Origin of the sequence: Gordonia tangerina, assembly GCF_021556435.1 — a bacterium.
Taxonomy (GTDB): Bacteria; Actinomycetota; Actinomycetes; order Mycobacteriales; family Mycobacteriaceae; genus Gordonia; species Gordonia tangerina.
Window position 1 is genome coordinate 257710 of sequence record NZ_JAKGCU010000004.1, and the last position, 21242, is coordinate 278951.

A 21242-nucleotide genomic window follows, 5' to 3' on the forward strand; every position below is an offset into this window, starting at 1 on the left:
TTGGGGCCGGAACTGCGGCCAGAACTTGCAAGTGCGGCCAGAACTGTCAGCGCTACGCTCGTGGCATGAATGACCGACTCACGGCTCTCGCCGGACGACGTGTGGTCGTCACCGGCGCCACCAACGGACTGGGGATGGCCACCGCGCGGGCACTCGCACAGGCAGGGCTGCGCGTGGTGTTGGCAGTGCGCGACACCGACCTCGGCATGCAGCGCGCCGACCAGTTCGGCGGCGACTGCGAGGTGCTGCCGCTCGATCTCGCCGACCTGTCGTCGGTACGGGCGTTCGCCGACACTCTCGATGGTCCGATCGACTACCTGATCAACAATGCCGGAGTGTTCCCGCACCAGCATCGCCGCACCACCGACGGCTTCGAATTGGGTATCGGTACCAACTTCCTCGGCCCGTTCGCATTGACCAATCTGTTACTGCCACGCATCGAGCGGCGGATCGTGTCGGTGGCCTCCGACGCTCATCGCGGCGCGAAGTCCATCGATCCCGATGACCTCGACCTCACCCGGTCGCGGTGGAGCCCGCCGCGTGCCTACGCACGGTCCAAGTTGGCGGTGATGCTGTGGGGCCTGGAACTCGACCGGAGGCTCCGGACAAGTGGCTCACCGGTGAGCGCGATGCTGACCACGCCGGGCTGGGTGGCCTCGAACATCTCCAACAAACCGCACCTCGGTATGGCACACAAGGTGGTGCAGGGCGCCGCCGCTCGGTTCGCCAACGATGTCGATGCCGGCGCACAGACCACCCTGTACTGTCTCACCCATCCGATCGCACCGGGCAGCTACGTCGGCGTGGACGGCATATGGGCCCTGCGCGGCGAGCCCGTGCTGTTCGGACGATCTACCGCTGCATGCGATTTCGAGTCCGCCGCCCGACTGTGGGCCAAGGCCGAAACACTGACCGGCATCCCCTGCCCGATCTACTGAACGCGCGTCACAGGTCGAAGGCGGTGCGATAACGCGCGTATGCGGCGTTCACCTCATCCTCGGCGAGACCGAAATCGGCGAGCGCGTAGGTGTGGACGCCGTGGGCGTGCTGGGTGTGGCCGGCCCGGTGCCGCTCCATCTGTGCCCGCGTGCCGTCGGTCAGGTCGATGTCGGCCGCGGAGTAGATCCGCGCGACCTGCGCCAGCGGATCGTCGACGAGGTCGTCGTAGAAGACGTCGACGAACACCTCGGGCCGTTGCCGGCGCACCTCGAGGGCGCGGTCGACCATCGCCGCGTTGCGTGCCAGCCAGTGCCGCGCGACACCTTCGGCGTCCACGTGGTCGCTGAACATGGAGTGCCCGTGAGCGAGCATGCTGGAGAACGACGCCGTGGTCCGCAGCGGGTCGCGGTGGGTCTGCACGATCACCGCGCCCGGGAACACATCGAGCAGGGAGTCGAGATGTTCGAGATGAGCCGGCGTCTTGAGCACCCAGCGCGGTCGCGGATTCTGGGCGTGCAGGATCTGCAGCAGAGTTCTGAGGTATCGATAGGACGCGTGCATGTCCTGCTGCTGCAGCCACGCCGCGTAGGACGGCACGTGCAGCATCGCCTCCGGCACCTGCGACAGAAGTGAATACTCCTGCAGCAGAACATCTTCCTCGGGTCCGTCCGCCTCCACCGCGTGGATGGCGAAGAATTGCGGATTCAGATAGCGCAGCGACCATTCGGCAACCTTCGTCTGCGCCACGCGCATCCTCGGCCGACCGGGCTTCTCCCGCCTGCGTGGTAGGAGGTGGACGACCTCCCATGATCCGACCGCCCGCATGTCCGGGTCGGTGGCGATGAGCCGGTGCAGCATGGTGGTTCCGCTCCGTTGCAGCCCGGCGATGACGATGGGCGGCGTGATGGGCGTCTGCCCGATCGTCGGGTCGCGCCGCAGCCGGTCGCCCACCCGCAACCGGGTGGTGAGGATGCCGTGCAGTCGCGCCCGGATCACCAACGCGCCGAACAGACTCAGCCGGGCTTCATCGATGATCGAGGAACACAACACATCGAGGGCCTCGTCTGCTTGCGGATCGGCATCCCAGGGCAGGCCGGTGGCCCGTTGTGCGCGTCGTCGCAAGGTGTCCGCCGACAGGTCGACCACCGAGACGTCACGCGCCTGCAGCATCTCGCCGATGCGGTTGACCGCGCGGACCGGACGCCGACGAAACGGCTCGAAAGTGCTCGACACGGGATCAGTCCAGTTGCGCCAGGGCCGACAGCGTCACCACACGAGTCCGCGGCTGCGGATGGGTGTCTGCTTTTATCCAGCGAAACGTCATCGCGCCACACTCGTGGCCGGCGGTGTCGATCCAATTGGGCAGCCCCGGGTCTCGGTGGGCGACGACGATCCGCACACTGCCGTCATCGCGGTAGATCGCGGTGTGCTTGTTGACGTGGATCTGGTGGTAGCGGTAGTCCAGCGACTCCAGCCAGTGATTGTCGAGCTGGAAGTTCCAGCCGTCGCAGACGGGGATCTCAGCGTCGATGACGAGCGCTTCGTCGGGGCCGAGCCGCCAATAACTGTGGTAGTAGATGATGTTCGGGTCGCCACCGGCCTTCGTGGACCGTTCGGGATCGAACATCGGCAATTCGTTGGTATGTTGGGCGAAGTCACGCGCCCACTTCGCGAACAGCATCGACGCCCCGGCCACGAGCAGGCTCGCCTTGCCGAGCCCCGCGTCGAGTTGGGCGGCGGTCAGCGGCGTCGGTGGAGTCGCACCATCGAGGAGTTCGATGTGCAGTTCGGCGGGAACCTCGGCGGTCCGGTCGGCAAAGGTCTGTCGCACGATCAGCAATCCGGTCTGCGGAGTCATCGGCAACCAGTTGCCCGGGTGTTCGGTGGCCGACAGGATGAGTTCGAATCGACCGTCGTCGTCGATGGCGAGCTCGGTGGCCTCGACGTATCCGGTGGTCGGCATTTGGCCGCCCTCACCGTAATTGCCTTCCTGGGTGCCGAATCCCAGATAGTCGACGGTGCCGCGGGTTCCGGTGATGCGGTACTCCAGCGATCCGTCGATGGTGGCGTTGAGATAGTGGTTGTCGGGATTGTCCGATCCCATCTTGGCGGTCTCGTGAATCATCCGACGCAATACCGGCGCGGTGGGATCGGCGTACTCGACGAAGGCCTCGAGGCCGGCCCGGGTGAGCCGGCTGAGGTATCGATAGCCCTCGGCCTGCGTGACGGGGTCGGTCGGCGTGCCAGGGAAGACGATTGCCGCCCCGGCTGCTTTGAGCGTGTCGCAGAACTCGTCCCACGACGTCCCGCTCGCCACGCGTTTTTCGGCGACGCTGTCGGGCGTCTGACCGCGTAACCGCAGATACGCCACGCGCGCCTTGGTGAACTGCCTCAGTGCTGCCGTCGCGATCGTCCGCCCGTTCATCGTCCACCTCTCCACGCCGTCGGTCTCCATGAGACCACCGCACTCGCACTCCCCGACGGGTTATGGTGCAGGTCATGCCCGATCTCCGACTGGTCCCGCCGATCACCGACGATCCCGCACAGTTCGAACCCCTACGCAGCGAGGTCCGCGCCTTCGTCGCCGAGCAGCGCGCTGCCGGACACATCGGGCGTGAGGTCGACACCTGGCTGACCGGGTGGGACGAGGACTTCACCCAAGCGCTGGCGCAACGCGGCTGGCTGGGTATGACGGTGCCGGTCGAATACGGTGGCCGCGGGCGCGGGCATGTCGAACGGTTCGTGGTCACCGAAGAGTTGCTCGCCGCAGGCGCCCCGGTGGCCGCCCACTGGATCGCAGACCGGCAGGTCGTCCCGTCGCTGCTGAATTACGGCACGGAACAACAGAAACAGCGGTACCTTCCGCGGATCGCCGACGGCACCTGCTTTTTCGCGATCGGCATGAGCGAACCCGATTCCGGCTCCGACCTGGCCAGCGTGCGCACCCGCGCTACACGTGTCGACGGAGGGTGGTCGCTGTCGGGAACCAAGGTGTGGACCTCCGGCGCCCACCGGGCCGAGGCGTTCATCTGTCTGGCCCGGTCACAGGCCCTGGACACCGCGCACCGCCATGCCGGACTGAGCCAGTTCATCGTCGACCTCGACAGCACCGGGGTCGATGTCCGCCCGATTCGGTCGATGGACGGAAGGCACCATTTCAACGAGGTGATCCTGGACAATGTCTTCGTCCCCGACGAGATGGTCTTCGGCACCATCGGCGACGGGTGGACCCAGGTCACCTCCGAACTCGCCTTCGAACGCAGTGGCCCCGAGCGGTTCCTGTCCACCCTGCCGCTGCTCGCCGAGACCGCAGAACAGACGCGGGCGCACATGATTCCGCACCATCCGGACCTGGGACGCTACGTGGCCCGGCTCGCCGGGTTGCATCAGATGTCCACCGCGGTCGCCGGTGCGTTGGCGCGCCACGAGTCTGCCGACACCGCAGCCGCAGTGGTGAAGGTGCTGGGCACCAGCACCGAGGGCAACATCGCCGCGTTCGTCGACACGCTGAGCGACGGGCTCAACCCAGCCCTGGCCGAGCACACCCGTCTGACCCGGACCGCTTTGGTGCAGCGTCCGGGTTTCACCTTGCGCGGCGGCACCAACGAGGTTTTGCGCGGCGTCATCGCCCGCGGTCTGGGGCTGCGGTGATGATCGAGTTGGATCAAGAACTCGCCGAACTGATGTCGGCGGTGTTCGTCGAGCACCGCAGGAAGCGGTCCACAGCACCGGACCGCACCACGGTGCCGACCTGGGACTTGGCACTCTGGGAGCAGCTCGACGAGGTCGGACTGGCCCGATTGACCGGTTCCGAGGCCAGCGGAGGTAGCGGTGCCACCTGGTTCGCCGCCGCCGAATTGCTGGATGCCGCAGCCCGGTTCGGGGTACCGACACCCGTCGTCGAGCATGATCTGCTGGCCGGCTGGCTCCTGGAGGAGGCCGCCCTGCCGGTAGACGACGCGCGACGATCCGCGTGTGTCACCGACGAACACGGCATCGCGCGGGGAGTCGGTTGGGCGTCCGGCGCCGAGAAACTCGTCGTTGCCTGGCCGCACGCGGGTGGCCATCAGGTCGCCGACGTCGACATCGCCGATGTCGATGTGACCGCCGGCGTCAACATGGCGGGCGAGCCGCGTGACGTCGTCGCAGTTGCCGTTGATCGTCTCACCGGCGTCGACGTCCCGCCGGGCGTGATCGACCGGTTCGGTCTGCGCGGCGCACTGGCCCGCGCGGTGCAATCTTGCGGGGCTCTCGATGGGGCTGTCACCCTGAGTGTTTCCCATGCCTCTGCCCGGGAACAGTTCGGCCGACCGCTGGCGCGATTCCAGGCGGTGGCGGCGCTGGTCGCCGACGCCGCGGCCGAAGCCGCGCTCGCGCGCGCGGCGACCGAGGCCGCGCTGGCCGCGGCGGTACACAGCGAGTGGTCGGCGCCGAACCTGGCGTTCCTGATCGCGGTGGCCCGGTCATGTGCGGGGCGAGCCACATCGACGGTGGTGCGCAACGCTCATCAGGTTCACGGGGCCCTCGGGACAACACAGGAACACGGCCTGCATGAATTCACGCTGCCCGCGTTGGCGTGGTGTTCGGAGTTCGGCTCGGTGCACGCTTGGGAGCAGCGGATCACCGACGCCGCCGTCGACGCGGGCGCCGACGGACTCTGGCCGCTCATCGTCGGGTGAGACGTGTCGGCGCTCCGCTCCTCAGGGCGCGAAACCCCGCTTCCCCATCACCGCAACCGTGAGCCCCGCGACCACCAGCGCGGCTGCCGTCACGCTCAACGCCAGGATGGCCGGCGACGACCCGAGGAACAGTCCGCCGAGCACGGCCCCGAGCGCGATGCCGAGATTGGAGGTGCCGTTGATCCATGCACCCGCCACCTCGGGCGCCTCATGGAACACGCGCACCGCAGCCGTCTGATACATCGAGGGAACGCCGCCGAACAACCCGTTCCACAGGGCGATCGCCACAACGAGACCGACGAACCAGGCGTGGGTGAGGCCGACCGCGAGGATGGTGGCGGCCAACAGCGCCAGCACGGTCAGCACCGTCGTGCGCGGGTGCCGGTCGATGGTGCGCCCGACGCAGGCGAGACCGGCCAGGCCGCACACTCCGCACACCAGCAGCAGCGGGCCGATCCAGGATTCGCCGGCGCCGCCGGTCAGCAGGATCACGCTGATGTAGGTGTACACCGTGTACTGGCCGATGAACGTGAGCGTGTTGGAGGTGACCACCACACCGAGCGCCGAGCGGGCGCCGGAGGTTTGGATGCGGCGGCCGGCGGGTGTGCCGGACACCGCCGGTAGGAACCGCAGGATCGCGACCAGGACACCGGCCGCGATCACCGCGAGCACCGCGAACGATCCCCGCCAACCAATCGCGGCGCCCAGTGCCGTCGACAACGGCACACCCAGTACGAATCCCGCGGTGGTGCCACCGGCGACGAGTGCCAGCCCTCGGCCCACCTGTCCACGTTCGACCAATCGCGGGACATAGCCGATGCACACCGAGAAGAAGAGCGCGTGCGCCACGCCGCCGACGACCCGGCCCGCGGCCACCACTGCAAAACTGGGCGCGAACGCGATGAGCAGGTTGCTGATCAGGTAGCCCGCCACCGTGATGAGGATCAGCGGCTTGCGGGGATATCGGCGCGTCGCCACGGTCAGCGGAACCGCGAACACGGCGACCATCACCGCGAACACCGTCACGAGCAGGCCGGTGACGGCGTCGTCGACCCCGAACGCGCCGCCGATCGCCGGGAGCAGGCCCACGGGCAGCATCTCGGTGGTGACCGCGAGGAACCCGGCCACCGCGAGTGCTGCCAGCGCAGGCATGCGTTGCCGAACGTCCTGGCGGGCGTCGGGCGCAGCGGTCGGGGTCGTGAGCATCTCACGAATATAATCGGTGTTCGAGTTTAATGTAAATGCCACAATGTCCGGGTGTCACTCCCGTCTCCCGGCCCGGGCGCCGCGCGTTGGTCGACACCGGCACGGTTGATCGATCTGGTGCGTTCGCGCCCCGGCGTCACCCGCGCGGTGGCGGCGCAGGAGTTGGGCATCGGCAGTGGGGCGGCCACCGATCTGATGGCTCGGATGCGCCGACTGGACCTACTCGACGAATCACCCGCGCCGGCGCAGGGTCGCGGACGCCCCACGACGATCCTCGAACCACATCCCGCTGGGCCGCTGGTGGTGATCGCGGAGTTGAGCCCGACCGGGTGGCGGGTGGCCACTGCGGATCTCTGTGGCGAACCCCGGATCGAGGCCGCGGCGGGCCGGTTACGGGGTGGGCCGGATCGGGTGCTCGCCGACATGGCAGACGCGATCGGCGCCGTCGTTCAACGCGACCCGTCACGGGTTCGGGCAGTGTCGGTGTCGGTGGCCGGTGCGGTACTCGACGACCGACTGGTCCAGTTCACGCCGCTGGGCTGGACCGACGTCGACCTCACCCCATTGACCGCGAACCTGTTGGCAGACAGCGACATCCCGATGCTGGTGGCCAACGATGCGACCCTGGCCGGGCTGGCCGAGGCCCGCACCGGTTCGGCGCGCGGTGTCGGCACGGCGTTGCACCTGATCATCGCAGTGGGCTTGGGTGGCGCCCTGGTCGTGGACGGCGTACCGGTTGTCGGCGCACATGGCGGCGCCGGTGAGTACGGGCACGTACCCTTCGGCGATCCGGCCAAGCAGTGTCCGTGCGGTGCGCACGGCTGCTGGGATCTCACCATCGACGGGCGCGCATTGGCCGAGCACCTGAGAGAACCGCCGCCGGACAATGCTTTTGACTATGCCCATGAGCTTCTTCGGCAGCATTCGGCCGGGGCGTCCGACGAACGCCACCAGCGAGCATTCGACCGCGTGGCCGCCGCACTCGGCCGCGGCATAGCCGGCCTTGTCTCGATACACGACCCCGACATGGTCACCCTCGGCGGGCTCGCGACCCCCCTGAGGGCGGCCGCCCCCGAACCTTTCGAGGCGGCCTACCGAGCCGGGTTGATGTCGTTTCGCAAGCACCTGCCGTCACCGGTCGTCGATGGAATCCACGGCGATGACGGGCCGCTGCACGGCGCCGCCCTGCGGGGCGTCGACCACGTCACCACTGTCGACGCGTTGGCCCAATGGGCGCAACGCTGAGATTCGCAAACAGACACTCTGACCTGCGGTGATCATTCTTGTCGGTGGTGTGTTCTAGATTGGTGTGTGCAGGATGAGTTGATGCGAAACGGGTGGGCGCGAACTCGCTGAATCCGGTCTCGGGGTCGGATTGATCACGGTGGGTGGCATATCGGAAATGATCCTGCATCAGTTGGTTGTGATCAGATCCGTGAAGGGTGCGCTCGTGTCGTCCGTGTTGTCCTCGCCGTCGCCGTGGCCGCAGTTGCCGCGTGACTTTCTCGGTGGTGTGGATGCGGCCTACCCGGATGAAGACCCCACCAACGACATTCTGCTCGGGATGGCCGAGCTCGACCGCGGTCGCGCCTATCTCGCCTACGCCGAATATCGTTCGGTGGCAGCACTCTACGACCGGCTGGTCGCTGCGCGTGAAGACACCGACGGTTTCGTGGTGGATGGCTTCGCCGACGCCGCGGCACGTATCTCCAAACTCCGCGGAACGTCTCGTGGCGCCGCGGAAACACTGCTCAATGATGCGGTCGCGTTGCGGGACCGGTTGCCGGAGGTGTCGGAATGTTTGCGTGACGGCGTGATCGGGCCGTGGCACGCGCAGAAGGCGGTCAGCCGGACCGACCTGCTCGACGATTCGTCAGCGGCGCCGTTGGTCGATGCGGCGATCGCACAGACGCTGCGGACCCGGAACGGGACCTGGAGCAAGGCACGTTTCCGCGACATGATAGACCGGATTGTGTTCCGTCATGACCCCGACGCGGTGCGGGAACGTCGGCAGCAGGCCCTTGATGACCGCCGGATGTGGACCCACCCGCGCGAGGACGGCACTGCCGAGATCACCGGGGTGATGTCGGCGGAGAACGTGCGGATCGCCGCCGCCGCGGTGGCCGCATTGGCCGACAGTGTGTGTGAACACGATCCGCGCACCAAGCCGCAACGACAATCCGATGCCATGTTCTGCCTGCTGTCGGGCACCATGTTCGAATGCGACTGCGGTAGTGACGATTGCACCGCGGTCATCCCGGAGCCCGGGGTGGTGCCGCCGGTGGACAGCCGGGCGGTGCTGCATGTGGTCGCCGACGAGGCCACCGTGAAAGGGATGGCGAACCATGCCGGTTTCATGGACGGCCACGGAGTGATCTCGGGCGAGCATGTGCGCGATATCGCCGCGCGTGCCGACACCAAGGTCTCCTATCTGGTGGCGCCCACGACCGAACCGGACCCCGATGGCACGTTCACGTTGCCGGCGCATCTGCCGTCGGATCCGTATCGGCCGTCGGCGGCGTTGGACACCTTCATCCGGTTGCGGGACGGCTATTGCACCGAACCTGGATGCCTGACCTCGGCGTGGCGTGGCGACCTCGACCATGTCGATGAGTACGACCACGCGTGTCCGCACAACGGTGGACAGACCACTGAGGTGGGGTTGAACGCGAAATGTCGTCCCGGACACTTGTTGAAGACCTTCGGCGACTGGGTCGATGATCAATGGCGTGATGCCGACGGGCGGCTGGTCACCGAATACATCACCCCCGAAGGCCTGGTGTTGCCCGGCGAAGCCGAAACCCAGGAAGACTTGTTCCCTGGGCTGCGCAGGATCCGGTTCACCGCACCCGCCCAGGCCCCACCCCCACACACCGGCAGCACGATCGAACGCAGCACCCGCGTCAACACACGGGTGGCGAACAAACACGCCCGCAGACGCGCCGAACGCGCCCGAAACCGCAAACGCGTCACCGACGCCGGCCCGCCACCGTTCTAGTCAGAGCACTTTCCCGATGGCGCCGGTCAGCTTCTCCGGCTTGGTCGTCGGGGCGAACCGGTCCACCACGTTGCCATCGCGGTCGATCAGGAACTTGGTGAAGTTCCACTGAATTCGGCCGCCGAGCAGACCGCGCTTCTGTGCCCGCAGCCACTCGTAGAGGGGATGCGCTTCAGAGCCGTTGACGTCGATCTTGGCGAACATCGGGAACGTCACGTCGTAGGTCAGCGAGCAAAAGTTCTTGATCTCCTCGGCATCGCCGGGCTCTTGATGAGCGAACTGGTCGCAGGGAAAGCCCAGCACCCGCAACCCTTTGTCCGCGAACTCGCGGTTGAGTTGTTCGAGGCCCTCGTACTGCGGAGTGAAGCCACACTTCGACGCCGTGTTGACGATGAGCAGCGGCAGCCCCGCGTACGTGGACAACGGCACCGGAGTGCCGTCGATGTCGGTGGCGGTGAAGTCGTAGGCGGTCGTCTTGTCGGAGCTGGTCATCGGTACCCCCTGTCGATGCCGGTCAGGTGTAGGCCGGCGTGCCGAGAATCTGGTCACATGCGGTGACACCTTCGACAATGCCACGTTCGAAGGCCGCGCCGCGCTCGGACCCACTGCCATGCGACGTCCGCTCTGGCAGCGAGTACATGAACGCCGTCGCCTCATCGCGTTCGGCAGCGGTCATCTCGCCGCTCCGCACGAACCACGACCACGCCGCCCCCGACCAGCAATCACTGGCCCACTCGAGTCGCCGCAGCGCGTCGGCGGGACCGAGAACGGTCACCGACACCGGCTTCAGACCGATGGCCTCCTGCACGCCGTGGCTGGACTCGTGTACGAACGTGGTCAACGCCCGCGCCGGCGTCCGGATCAGCGCCGCATCGGTGACCCAGTTGACGAAGGTGATGGTGTTGCAGTGGTGCAGACCGAGATTGAGCACCGTACCGACTTCGGCGTAGACGCACACATCCCGGTTCTGCGGATTCCACGAACCGCCCAGTGCTGGATTGCTCACCGCCACCGTCCGACGGACCGCCGTGGATCGTCCGGTGTGATCGAGCCACTCGCGGGTCAGTGCGACCGCACAGGCCACGTTGTCTCGCGGCAGTTGCGCATTCCGGCACAACGAGCGGTCGCCGTACAGGGTCACCGTCCCGGCGGGTGCGGGCGCCGCGGAAACGCCGGGCGCACCGCCCATCCCCGTGAGCACGAACGCCCCGACCACCACCAGGAGAAGTTTGCGCCCGACCATGTCGTACCGGTGCCCGGACGTGTTCACGGTTTCGGTGGATTCAGCATCGGCACCAGGTACTGGCGCGCAATCGCCGCCAACTGCTCGTCGTCGTGCACGTCGACGAGTTGACTGGGCACGGTGAGGAACGAGTTCGAGAATCGGACCATCATCTCCGCGGTCAGCTCGGTGTCGAGGTCGGCGGCGATGTTGCCGGCCGATTGCTCCTTGCGCAGTTGCTGGGCGAGGAACTGGCGGACCGCTGCGAGCATGCGGCCGTCGTCGGCGCCGATCGAACCGGCGAGCAGGGTCGGTTCGGTCTCGATGAGGCCACCGATGAGGGGGTTGCCGAGGATCGATCGCAGGGAACTGACGAAGCCGAACACCACGCGTTCCTCCGCCGTGTCCGCCTCGCCGATGTCGGCGAGAAAGCGCAGGAAATACCGCCGAAACTCGCGCAGGATGACCTGCTCGACCAGCGCATCCTTCGTGTCGAACTTCCGATAGATGGTCACCCGGGACAACCCGGCCCGCCGGGCGACCTCATCCATCGACGATCGCTGGATGCCCATGCGGCAGAACTGGTCGAAGGCGGCGTCGAGCAACCGGGCCCGGGTGGGGTCGTCGGGCTCGTCGAAATCGCCACCCACCACCGCCACATAGGCCCGCTGCAGCAGGGATGGGGATTGCGGAGGCGACTGGATGCCCGGCGTCGCGGCAGCTTGGCCTGGTTTCACTCTCACTCCTCGCCAGTCGTGCGCGAAGCATACCGCGAGGCCTCTGCGTTCGCCGTCAGCACGTGTGACTACACCTGTGACCACTTTGCCTTGTGAGTGGTGTCACACTGTGATAGTTCTATGTAACAGAGTTACAGCCTTTGTTACATCGCTTCATCATGATCGGGGCGTCATCGAGTCGGGTGGCGAAGACGGGAGCCAAGAAAAATGGAGAATCTGAGCAGGCGGAACATGTTGAAGGCCGGCGGCACGGTGGGCGCAGTGGGCGCTCTCGCGACCGTCAGCCAAGCAACACCGTGGACGTGGTCACCGGCGGGTTCGGTACCCGGACGGGGCAGCGGCGCCAACCCCCAGGGGGTCTGGGACGACGAGGCCGACCCCGTCGTGGCGAAGCTCTTGGAGCGCGGCCAGGTGCAGCGGGTCAATGAACTACTCCGCGGATGGACCAAGAACGGCCAGCCGTTGCCGGCCGGTCTCCCGAACGAACTCCGTGACTTCATGGAACACGCGCGTCAACTGCCATCGTGGACCGACCGCGGCAAACTCGAGACGGCGGTGCGGTTCAACCAGAAGCGAGGCACGTACCTCGGCGTCCTGTACGGCTTCGCCAGCGGCATGATGAGCACCGTCATCCCCCGCGAAGCCCGGGCGGTCTATTACTCGCAGGGTGGCGCGGACATGAAGGACCGCATCACCAAGACGGCCAAACTCGGTTACGACATCGGTTCGCTCAACGCTTATCGACCCGACGGCGAGATGATCGTCACCTGCCTCAAGACCCGACTGGCCCACGCGTCGGTGCGCACTCTGCTGCCGCAGTCGCCCTGGTGGAACCACTCGGCGCAGGAGAAGATCCCGATCAGCCAGGCCGACATCATGGTCACCTGGCACAGCCTGCCCACCACCGTCATGCGCATGCTGGAACGGTGGAACGTGCCGATCGCCGCCGACGAATCGGACGGCTTCCTGCACTCGTGGCAGATCACCGCACACATGCTCGGCGTCCAGGACCAGTACATCCCGAACTCCTGGAACCAGGCAGATGCGCAGGCCCGGCAGGTGTTGGACCCGATCCTCGCCCCCACCCCGGAGGGCAAGAAGCTCGCCGACATTCTGCTCGATCTCGGCATGAACCTCGACCTGAGCCTGTTGTCGCGCGGCGTGCTGGGTGCGCTCACCCGGTTCATGTTGGGTGACAAGATCGCCAACTGGCTCGAGATCCCGCGTGAGCCGGTGTGGAGCCCTCTACTCGAGACAGCCTGGGGGCCCTACGTTCTCGTTCGCGAAGGACTGCTTCAGGTGGGCATGCCGAAGGAGGCGTACTGGCTCTTCGACGAGTTCCTGCGCCAGTTCGTGCTGTTCTACATGTCCGAGCTGCGGATGCCGATCAACATCACCATCCCGGTGGCCAACAACCCGCGCTACAACTGAGGCCGGTACCGCTGTACACCAACGAAAGTCGGGGGAAGCACGATGACCGTGCGCGGCTGGTTCGTGGTGCTTGTCGTCGTGGTGGCCGGATTCGTCGCGCCGGCCACTGCGGCGGCGGTTCCTGCGCCGTCACATCACGCGAAATGTCCTGACCTGTACGTCCTGGCCATTCCGGGCACCTGGGCCGACGCCGCCGCCCCCGGGATTCTGCGTGAGATCACCAGCGATCTCAGACCCCGGACGCTGGTTCACTATGTCGGCTACAGCGCGACCGCCTTCCCTTGGGAGACAGCCATCTACGGTCGATCCAAGGCGCAGGCGGTGGCCAACACGACCGGCTTGGCCCGTGCCATGGTGCGCCGCTGTCCCGGCACCAGGTTGGCGATCACCGGCTATAGTCAGGGCGCCGACGCGGCCGGGGACGTGGCCGCCGAGATCGGCACCGGCCGTGGCGCGATCCGGCCAGAGCAGGTGGCCGGGGTGGTTCTCATCTCCGATCCCCGCCGCTCCCATCGGGACAACCTGGTGGGCCCACGACTGACCGGCCAGGGCAGCGGCGGACCGCGGTTGTCCGGTATGGGCTACCTGAGCCCACGCACCTACAGCATCTGCGCGCCACGGGACCTGTACTGCAACACGCCGCGCGACTATTACGTGACCCGGATCGTCGGGTATCTCGCCGAGACCAGCGACCCCACCCCGAGCCAGATGGGTCAGTATCAAGCCGAGGCCGGCGCCATCCTCGACGAACTGCTCGCCCAGGGTGGCATCGGCGCGGTCGGCCGTGAGGTGAGCAATCAGCGTGCCCGCCAGCAGATCACCGTGTTCAACAGGTTTCTGCAGTCCGGCGTGCACACCAACTACGCGGCCTTCGTGGTCGCCCCCGGAGTCAGCGCCGTGCAGTGGGCGCACAACCATCTCGCAGCCCTGGCCTCCGCTCATTCCTGACCCATGATCTGGAGCACCGTGTGATGGACAAGCAGATTCTCGAAGAAAGCCTGGCGTCGGTGGACCTCCCCGACGACGGCCTGACCGTGCGGTTCTACGAAATCCTGTTCGAGAGGTATCCCGACGTCGAGCCGATGTTTCAGCGCGACAACAAGGTTCAGGCGGCGATGCTGCGCACCGTCATTGTGTCGGTAATCGACAACCTCGATGACGGCGAGTGGTTGACCACCAACCTCGAGTCCCTCGGACAGCGGCACGCCGCGATGGGTGTCACCGCACCGATGTACGAGGCGGTCGGCGAATGCATGATCGCGGCGATGACCGAGATCGGCGGTGACGCGTGGACGCCGGCGATGACGAGGGAATGGGGCGAGGCACTCAGCGCAGTGTCGGCACTCATGCTCGCCGGATACCCGCAGACCTGACAGCCACGTTTCGGTCACCAGTCACCGGGGAACACCTTGGGTGAACCCGCATACGAAAGGTGTGAACGTATGAAGGCCATCCAAATCGTCAAGCCCGGCACCGAACCCGAACTCCGCGAGGTCGACAAACACACGCCAGGTCCGGGCCAAGTACTGCTGAAGGTGTCGGCCGCCGGCGCCTGCCATTCCGACGACTTCGTGTTGAACATGCCGGCCGACGGTTTTCCTTATCCGCTACCGATGACGCTAGGACACGAGGGCGTCGGTGTGGTCGCGGAGACCGGCACCGGCGTGGACAACGTCTCGGAGGGGACCGCGGTGGCGGTATACGGACCGTGGGGATGCGGAGTGTGCCACTTCTGTTCGCGTGGGATGGAAAACTATTGCAGTCGCGCAGCCGAGCTGTCGATCACCCCACCCGGCCTGGGCGTCGACGGTGCGATGGCCGAGTACATGCTCGTCGACGACCCGCGCCATCTGGTGCCCATCGGCGATCTCGACCCGGTGCGCACCGCACCTCTCACCGACGCCGGACTCACCCCGTACCACGCGATCAAGGCGTCGCTGCCCAAGCTCGTCGGCGGCACCACCGCCGTGGTGATCGGCGCCGGCGGACTCGGGCACGTCGCCATCCAGTTGCTGCGTCACCTGACCCCGTCCCGGATCATCGCGCTCGACGTGACCGAGGACAAGCTGTCCTTTGCCAAGGAGGTCGGAGCCACCGAGGCCGTCCTGAGCAACGACGATGCCGTCGACAACGTCCGCGCGATCACCGGCAAGGACGGGGCGACGGCGGTTTTCGACTTCGTCGGCTTTCAACCAACCCTCGACATCGCGATGGGTGTGGTGGGCACCATGGGTGATGTCGTCATCGTCGGCCTCGGTGACGGCGCCGCCACCGCCAAGGTCGGCATGTTCACCCAGCCCTACGAAGTATCGGTACGCGCACCATACTGGGGCTCACGCAGCGAACTGATGGAGGTACTCGAGTTGGCGCGCGATGGAGTGCTCGACGTGTCCGTGGAGAAGTTCGCCCTCGACGACGGCCTCGACGCCTACCGCAAGCCCGCCGCCAACGACCTGCGCGGACGGGCGGTCGTGGTGCCGGGCTGAATTCGGTCCCACACCACACTCACTCGCTACGGTCAGTTCATGCGCTACGGAATCTGCATCCTGCCCGACCAGCCGTGGACGTCGACTCGACCGCTGTGGCAGCGTGCCGAACAGATGGGCTTCGACCACGCCTGGACCTACGATCACCTGGTCTGGGGCGGACTTCCGGATGCACAGTGGTTCTCCTGCATTCCCACGCTGACCGCCGCGGCCACGATCACCGAGCGCATCGGGCTCGGCGCTTTCGTGGTGTCGCCCAACTTCCGGCATCCCGTGGCGTTTTCTCGTGAGGTCCAGACACTCGCCGACATCTCCGACGACAGGTTCCTGCTCGGCCTCGGTGTCGGTGGTACCCCCGACGACACACTGCTCGGGCAACCCGAGGTCACCGTCGGGCGGCGCGTGGACCGCTTCCACGAGTTCACCGATCTGCTCGATCAGACTCTGCGCGTCGACCACGTGACCGCCGACGGCGAGTTCTACCGGGCGCGCGACATGCGGTTGGTCGGCGGCAGCGTGCGTGAGCGGGTGCCACTGTTGTTGGCGGGCAACGGGCCCCGGAATGTGCGGTTCGCCGCCGAGCGTGGTGACGGCTGGATCACCACCGGTACATCGGCATCCTCGCTCGACGAGTGGTTCGGCGGCGTGGCACGGATGTGTCGTGTGCTCGACGAGGCGCTCGCCCAACGCGCACGCGCCGACTTCCCTCGGTATCTCAGCCTCGACGCCTCCCCGCGCAATGCGCTGGAAAGTGTGCACCTGTTCGACGACATGGTCGGGCGTGCCGCGAACCTCGGATTCACCGATGTCATCGTGCACTGGCCACGCGACGATGAGCCCTACCGTGCGCCACTCACCGTGCTGGAGGCACTGGCGGCCCGCGGTCTGTCCTGACTCCGACACCGCGACCGCCGGCCGTCGATAGACTCGGCCGGGTGAGTGTGCGTGCGGGCATCGTGGTGACCGGGACCGAGGTGTTGTCGGGGCGGGTGGCCGATCAGAACGGGCCGTGGGTGGCCGATCGCCTCCTGACGATGGGGGTCGACGTCGCCCACATCACCGTCTGCGGTGACCGGCCCGCCGACCTGCTCGCGCAATTGCGTTTCCTGGCCGCCGACGACGTCGACCTCATCGTGACGACCGGTGGGCTCGGCCCGACCGCCGACGACCTCACCGTCGCGACCGTCGCCGACTTCTGCGGACGCGCCCTGAATCTCGACGCCGAACTCGAGGCACACATCACCGCGATCATCGACCGCTGGATGAAGCGCCGCAACGCCCAACCGGACAGCTCCCCCCTGCGCGCCGGAATCCGCAAGCAGGCACTGGTTCCCGACGGTGCCGTACCGATTCCACCCACCGGTACGGCACCCGGTGTGGCGATCCCGGTCGACGGGGCCGGCATGCCGACGATTCTGGTGCTGCCCGGACCGCCGCGTGAACTGCAGGCGATGTGGCCGACCGCGCTCGACACACCACCTGTCCGCGATGCGTTGGCGGCGCGGATCGATCACCGCCAGGAGGTGATTCGTGCCTATGGGCTGTCGGAGGCCGATCTCGCCGAGACGTTGCGCTTGGCCGACGACACGATCAGCGGTGTCGGCGATCTGGAGGTCACCACCTGCCTTCGGCACGGTGAACTGGAGATGGTGACACGCTTCGTCGCCGAGGCGGCACCCGCCTACGCCGAACTGGCCGCGCTGATCGCCGAACACCATGGGAAGCAGGTTTTTTCCACCGATGGATCGACCATCGACGACCAGGTCGTGGCCGCGTTGTCCGGTCGGACCATCGCGACGGCCGAATCCTGCACCGGCGGCATGGTCGCGGCCCGGCTCACCGATCGCGCCGGGTCGTCGGCCTATCTGGTGGGCGGTGTGGTCGCCTACGCCAACGAGGTCAAGTCCGGGCAGCTCGGCGTTCCGGCGGCGATGATCGCCGAGCACGGTGCGGTCAGCGAGCAGGTGGCGGCCGCGATGGCCGACGGCGCCGCCGACCGGCTCGGCGCCGATGTCGCGGTCTCCACCACCGGGATCGCCGGACCCGGTGGTGGTACGGACATCAAGCCGGTGGGCACGGTGTGCTTCGGGGTGGCCGTGTCCGGCCGGCCCACCGCGACCTGGACGCGATATTTCCCCGGTGATCGCGCCAATGTGCGGATGCTGTCCACAGTGGCGGCGATGCACCTGGTGGCGGGCGTGCTGGACGACCCTTCGTGACGAGGACCGAGGTACCGAACGCCGCACCAACCGGATAGCTGGGCAGTAGCCGACAGATCCGGCTTGATAGCCTGCACGCAGAGAACGGTGCCCATCCGCGGTATGCGGATGTCAGGGAACCCGGTGAGAATCCGGGACTGGCGCGCAACGGTGTGGGAAGACGAGCTTCGTCCATCCCGAGTCCGACTACCTGCCGTTCTCGTATGAGTCCACCGGGTATCTCGCGCACAGATCCCCCGACATCACGAGGTAGCCGTGCACAACGCTCACCGTCATCACCCTCCCATGTACGAGACGACACCTCGGTCACGGTGGTGACCGCCCGCGCGGCGACCCCACCCGATCTTTCGGCACGCCGGTTGTCGCCCGCCCCGCTGGCCGTGGCATTGGCGGCACTTACCGCCGTCAGCATCGTCACGTCGGTCGCATTCGGTTCCGAACACATTCCCGTAGCCGACGTGTGGGACACGGTCCTGGGGAGGCTGACCGGCGACACCACCGACACCGCGTACTCGGTCATCATCTGGGACCTGCGGTTGCCGCGGTCGGTGCTGGCCGCCATCGTCGGTGCCGGTCTGGCGTTGGCGGGCGCACTGATGCAGGCGCTGGTGCGTAACCCCCTCGCCGAGCCCTACCTGCTCGGGGTGTCGGCCGGTGCGGCGGTCGGCGCCACGTCGGTGATGACGATGGGAACACTCTCGGCGCTCGGCTTGTGGGCGCTGTCCGGCGGTGCCCTGCTCGGCGCACTCGCTGCCACTGTCACGGTCTATCTGGTGGCCCGCGTGCAGGGCGGTCTCACCGCGATTCGACTGATTCTGTCCGGAGTGGTGCTCTCGTCTGCGTTCATGGCGCTGTCGTCGCTGATGGTGTTCACCGCCGGCGACCCGCAGGCCGCCGAGAGCGTCATGTTCTGGATGCTGGGCAGCGTCGCGGGTGCCACTTGGGCGAAGGTGCAGTTGGCCGGCGTCGTCGTGTTGGCCACCCTGCTCGGCATGGTGGTGATCCACGCCTGGCTCGACGCCTACGCTGCCGGCAACGACACCGCGTCCTCGCTCGGCGTGCCAGTGGCTGCGCTGCGCACCGCGCTGTTCGCGGTGCAGGGGGTTCTGGTCGGCGTACTCGTCGCGGTGGCCGGCGGTATCGGCTTCGTCGGCCTGATCATTCCGCACGCCGCCCGCCTGGTGGTCGGTGCGACCCACCGGGCGATGCTGCCGGTCGCGGTCTGCGGTGGAGCGTTGTTCCTCGTGTGGGTGGATGTGTTCTCGCGCGTCGCCGCGGCGCCGCGGGAGATGCCGTTGGGCATCGTCACCGGCCTGATCGGCGCACCTATCTTCCTGTTCTTGATGGGTCGTCGGCGCTACACGTTCGGACCCACCGAATGAGCGTGCGCACCGACGCCGCGTCCTACGTCGCCGACCTCCGGGCCAACGGTGTCGCGTGTCGCCGCGGATCGCGAACGATTGTCTCCGGCGTCGATGTGACGATCCCCGCCGGTACCCGGATGGCGGTGGTGGGGCCCAACGGCGCCGGCAAGACGACGCTGCTGCGGGTGCTGGCCGGCCTCGAGTCACCAGCAACAGGCGCCGTGTACGTCGGCGGCGCCGATCTGCATGCGATGCGCGCGCGACAGCGCGCACGGACGGTCGCCGTCGTCGCGCAGGAGGAGCAGCCGTCGGCGGAGTTGACAGTGGCCGAAGCGGTCGGCCTCGGGCGCACCCCGCACCGCAACCCGTGGGCGGCCGGCGCGGACGCCGAACGCGAGATCGTCGCCGACGCTCTGGAGATGGTGGGGCTCGGCGACGCCGGCGGACGTTCCTGCATCGCGCTGTCCGGGGGTGAACGCCACCGGGTCATCCTCGCCCGCGCGCTGGCGCAGCAGACCCCGATGCTGGTCCTGGACGAACCCACCAATCATCTCGATGCCGCCTGGAGGCTCCGGCTGATGCGCATCCTCGACAAGCTCGACCGCACCATCGTCGCCGCGATGCACGACCTCGACCTCGTCCTGCGACATTTCGACAGCGTTGCCGTCATCGCCGACGGTCGCCTCGTGACCCACGGCCCGCCGGTCGAGGTTCTCGACAACCGCGTTCTCCGTGACGTCTTCGCCGTCGACGGCGACATCATCACTCACCCCCGCACCGGCAGGCCACACCTGCTGCTCACCGACGCCACGCCGTCGCCCCCTCCCGGAAGGACACTCACATGATGCCCACCTTGCGTCCCGTCACCATCGGGATCGCTTCCGCCGCAGCAATTCTGGGCCTCACCACAGCCTGCGGCACGACGGACTCCACCGATGCCGATGCCGTCGCCGGCGACCACGTCACCGTCACCAACTGCGGCGCCGACGTCACCTACCCTCAGCCCGTGCAGCGACTGTTCGTCAATGACGGCGGCATGATCGCGATCGCCTTGGCCGCCGGGGCGCACGACCAGATCGTGGCCGTCAGCTCGATGGCCCGCGACTCCGAGGTGCTGCGGCTGGCCTACGGACCGCAGGTCGACGACCTCCATCAGGTCTCCCCCGATCAACCCACCCTGGAGAACATCGTCGGTGCCCGCCCGGAGGTCCTCTACGCCGGTTACAACTACGGCATGAGCGAGTCCCGCGGAATCACCCCGGAGATCCTCGCGCCGCACGACATCGACGTGTACCAGCTGTCCGAGGCCTGCCGACAGGTTGCCGGTGAGAAGACCCGCGGGACCATTGATCCGTGGGTCGCGCTCGACACCGACCTCCGCAACATCGGCACCATCACCGGCAATGCCGACGTCGGGGCGCAGGCGGCCGACGACGTCGCGACGCGACTCGACGCCCTGCGCGCAGCTCCCCAAGCCGCCGACAAGCCGACCATCTTCTTGTTCGACAGCGGCACCGACACGATCTTCTCCTCCGGCTCGTACGGCGGCCCGCAGGGCATCATCGACGCCGCAGGCGCACGCAACGCCACCGAGGATGTCGCCGACACCTGGACCACCGTCAGCTGGGAACGCCTGGCGACGGCCGACCCCGACCTGATCGCCTTCGTCGACTACCCCGGACAGACCGTCGACGAGAAGATCGCCGCGCTCAAGGACCACCCGGCGAGCAAGGATTTGGCCGCCGTGCGGGAGAACCGATTCATCAACCTGCCGTACGCGATGTGGGTGTCGAGCCCTCTCAACATCGACAGCGCCGAGACCCTACGCGCGGTGTTGGAAGATCACGGTCTGGCGCCGCAGAGCGATGTCGAACCCTCGCTCGATGTCTCGCAGCTCCGGCTCGGCGGCAACGACTGGCTGGCGAGCTGAGCAAGACGCGCCGGCGACCTGCGGACACATC

General features: G+C 67.2%; 19 protein-coding genes, 1 pseudogene and 1 riboswitch. Of the genes and pseudogenes, 14 read left to right on the forward strand and 6 right to left on the reverse strand.

The window, feature by feature from the left end:
- Positions 1-65: 65 nt before the first annotated feature.
- Positions 66-938: an SDR family NAD(P)-dependent oxidoreductase gene (locus L1892_RS07785; RefSeq protein WP_235722999.1), complete on the forward strand. Its 873-nt coding sequence runs from the start codon at positions 66-68 to the stop codon at positions 936-938.
- A 7-nt stretch (positions 939-945) separates the two neighbouring features.
- Here the strand turns inward: L1892_RS07785 and L1892_RS07790 are convergent, their stop codons facing one another.
- Both L1892_RS07790 and L1892_RS07795 read right to left on the reverse strand, forming a co-directional pair.
- Positions 946-2172 (reverse strand): sulfotransferase family protein, encoded by a 1227-nt coding sequence (locus L1892_RS07790; RefSeq protein ID WP_235723000.1) that lies wholly within the window; start codon positions 2170-2172, stop codon positions 946-948.
- Positions 2173-2176: 4 nt separating this feature from the next.
- Complete coding sequence (locus tag L1892_RS07795) at positions 2177-3394, reverse strand: DUF1214 domain-containing protein (protein WP_235723001.1); 1218 nt, start codon at positions 3392-3394, stop codon at positions 2177-2179.
- A 44-nt stretch (positions 3395-3438) separates the two neighbouring features.
- On the opposite strand from L1892_RS07795, the gene L1892_RS07800 reads away from it, so the two are divergent.
- Both L1892_RS07800 and L1892_RS07805 read left to right on the forward strand, forming a co-directional pair.
- Entirely contained in the window at positions 3439-4590 is a 1152-nt protein-coding gene (locus tag L1892_RS07800) for an acyl-CoA dehydrogenase family protein (protein ID WP_235723002.1), read from the forward strand.
- The gene (locus tag L1892_RS07805; protein ID WP_235723003.1) at positions 4590-5618 is read left to right on the forward strand and encodes an acyl-CoA dehydrogenase family protein; all 1029 of its coding nucleotides are present in this window, start codon (positions 4590-4592) and stop codon (positions 5616-5618) included. The genes L1892_RS07800 and L1892_RS07805 overlap by 1 nt, the downstream gene beginning before the upstream one ends.
- Before the next feature lie 21 nt (positions 5619-5639).
- On the opposite strand, the gene L1892_RS07810 is transcribed toward L1892_RS07805, so the two are convergent.
- Entirely contained in the window at positions 5640-6824 is a 1185-nt protein-coding gene (locus tag L1892_RS07810; protein ID WP_235723004.1) for an MFS transporter, read from the reverse strand.
- A 51-nt stretch (positions 6825-6875) separates the two neighbouring features.
- Between L1892_RS07810 and L1892_RS07815 the strand changes: the two genes are divergently transcribed.
- A complete protein-coding gene (locus L1892_RS07815; RefSeq protein ID WP_235723005.1) occupies positions 6876-8069 on the forward strand; it encodes an ROK family protein in 1194 nt (397 codons plus the stop codon).
- Between the two features lie 205 nt (positions 8070-8274).
- Positions 8275-9822: a DUF222 domain-containing protein gene (locus L1892_RS07820; protein ID WP_235723006.1), complete on the forward strand. Its 1548-nt coding sequence runs from the start codon at positions 8275-8277 to the stop codon at positions 9820-9822.
- Here L1892_RS07820 and L1892_RS07825 read toward each other — a convergent pair whose 3' ends face one another.
- The 3 genes from L1892_RS07825 to L1892_RS07835 are packed head-to-tail and all read right to left on the reverse strand — an operon-like array spanning position 9823 to position 11781.
- Positions 9823-10314, reverse strand: a complete 492-nt coding sequence (locus L1892_RS07825; RefSeq protein ID WP_235723007.1) for a glutathione peroxidase — start codon at positions 10312-10314, stop codon at positions 9823-9825.
- 22 nt (positions 10315-10336) lie between these two features.
- Positions 10337-11092 (reverse strand): hypothetical protein, encoded by a 756-nt coding sequence (locus L1892_RS07830; RefSeq protein ID WP_235723008.1) that lies wholly within the window; start codon positions 11090-11092, stop codon positions 10337-10339.
- Positions 11089-11781, reverse strand: coding sequence for a TetR/AcrR family transcriptional regulator (locus L1892_RS07835; RefSeq protein WP_235723009.1), 693 nt, complete (start codon positions 11779-11781; stop codon positions 11089-11091). Before L1892_RS07835 ends, L1892_RS07830 begins: the two co-directional genes overlap by 4 nt.
- Before the next feature lie 207 nt (positions 11782-11988).
- On the opposite strand from L1892_RS07835, the gene L1892_RS07840 reads away from it, so the two are divergent.
- The 9 genes and pseudogenes from L1892_RS07840 to L1892_RS07880 all read left to right on the forward strand — a co-directional run bounded on the left by L1892_RS07840 (position 11989) and on the right by L1892_RS07880 (position 21211).
- Positions 11989-13212 (forward strand): oxygenase MpaB family protein, encoded by a 1224-nt coding sequence (locus L1892_RS07840; RefSeq protein ID WP_235723010.1) that lies wholly within the window; start codon positions 11989-11991, stop codon positions 13210-13212.
- Between the two features lie 42 nt (positions 13213-13254).
- The gene (locus tag L1892_RS07845; RefSeq protein ID WP_235723011.1) at positions 13255-14160 is read left to right on the forward strand and encodes a cutinase family protein; all 906 of its coding nucleotides are present in this window, start codon (positions 13255-13257) and stop codon (positions 14158-14160) included.
- 23 nt (positions 14161-14183) lie between these two features.
- On the forward strand, positions 14184-14585 hold the full coding sequence (locus L1892_RS07850; protein ID WP_235723012.1) for a globin domain-containing protein: 402 nt from the start codon (positions 14184-14186) through the stop codon (positions 14583-14585).
- 69 nt (positions 14586-14654) lie between these two features.
- A complete protein-coding gene (locus L1892_RS07855) occupies positions 14655-15698 on the forward strand; it encodes an NAD(P)-dependent alcohol dehydrogenase (RefSeq protein WP_235723013.1) in 1044 nt (347 codons plus the stop codon).
- Positions 15699-15737: 39 nt separating this feature from the next.
- Entirely contained in the window at positions 15738-16592 is an 855-nt protein-coding gene (locus L1892_RS07860) for an LLM class flavin-dependent oxidoreductase (RefSeq protein ID WP_235723014.1), read from the forward strand.
- A 41-nt stretch (positions 16593-16633) separates the two neighbouring features.
- A complete protein-coding gene (locus L1892_RS07865; protein WP_235723015.1) occupies positions 16634-17917 on the forward strand; it encodes a competence/damage-inducible protein A in 1284 nt (427 codons plus the stop codon).
- A gap of 68 nt (positions 17918-17985) precedes the next feature.
- Positions 17986-18129: riboswitch (cobalamin riboswitch) on the forward strand.
- A gap of 102 nt (positions 18130-18231) precedes the next feature.
- Positions 18232-19299 (forward strand): FecCD family ABC transporter permease, encoded by a 1068-nt coding sequence (locus L1892_RS07870; protein ID WP_235723016.1) that lies wholly within the window; start codon positions 18232-18234, stop codon positions 19297-19299.
- Between the two features lie 95 nt (positions 19300-19394).
- Positions 19395-20126, forward strand: a pseudogene (locus L1892_RS07875) (ABC transporter ATP-binding protein); the annotation flags it as partial.
- Complete coding sequence (locus L1892_RS07880; RefSeq protein WP_235723018.1) at positions 20123-21211, forward strand: ABC transporter substrate-binding protein; 1089 nt, start codon at positions 20123-20125, stop codon at positions 21209-21211. The pseudogene L1892_RS07875 and the gene L1892_RS07880, both read left to right, overlap by 4 nt.
- Positions 21212-21242 lie beyond the last annotated feature (31 nt).

Excerpts from the sequence above, each read along its gene's own strand:
- L1892_RS07785 (WP_235722999.1), top strand. The coding sequence starts at position 66 with ATGAATGACCGACTCACGGCTCTCGCCGGACGACGTGTGGTCGTCACC.
- L1892_RS07795 (WP_235723001.1), bottom strand. The coding sequence starts at position 3,394 with ATGGAGACCGACGGCGTGGAGAGGTGGACGATGAACGGGCGGACGATC.
- L1892_RS07800 (WP_235723002.1), top strand. The coding sequence starts at position 3,439 with ATGCCCGATCTCCGACTGGTCCCGCCGATCACCGACGATCCCGCACAG.
- L1892_RS07805 (WP_235723003.1), top strand. The coding sequence starts at position 4,590 with ATGATCGAGTTGGATCAAGAACTCGCCGAACTGATGTCGGCGGTGTTC.
- L1892_RS07810 (WP_235723004.1), bottom strand. The coding sequence starts at position 6,824 with ATGCTCACGACCCCGACCGCTGCGCCCGACGCCCGCCAGGACGTTCGG.
- L1892_RS07825 (WP_235723007.1), bottom strand. The coding sequence starts at position 10,314 with ATGACCAGCTCCGACAAGACGACCGCCTACGACTTCACCGCCACCGAC.
- L1892_RS07840 (WP_235723010.1), top strand. The coding sequence starts at position 11,989 with ATGGAGAATCTGAGCAGGCGGAACATGTTGAAGGCCGGCGGCACGGTG.
- L1892_RS07845 (WP_235723011.1), top strand. The coding sequence starts at position 13,255 with ATGACCGTGCGCGGCTGGTTCGTGGTGCTTGTCGTCGTGGTGGCCGGA.
- L1892_RS07850 (WP_235723012.1), top strand. The coding sequence starts at position 14,184 with ATGGACAAGCAGATTCTCGAAGAAAGCCTGGCGTCGGTGGACCTCCCC.
- L1892_RS07855 (WP_235723013.1), top strand. The coding sequence starts at position 14,655 with ATGAAGGCCATCCAAATCGTCAAGCCCGGCACCGAACCCGAACTCCGC.
- L1892_RS07860 (WP_235723014.1), top strand. The coding sequence starts at position 15,738 with ATGCGCTACGGAATCTGCATCCTGCCCGACCAGCCGTGGACGTCGACT.
- L1892_RS07880 (WP_235723018.1), top strand. The coding sequence starts at position 20,123 with ATGATGCCCACCTTGCGTCCCGTCACCATCGGGATCGCTTCCGCCGCA.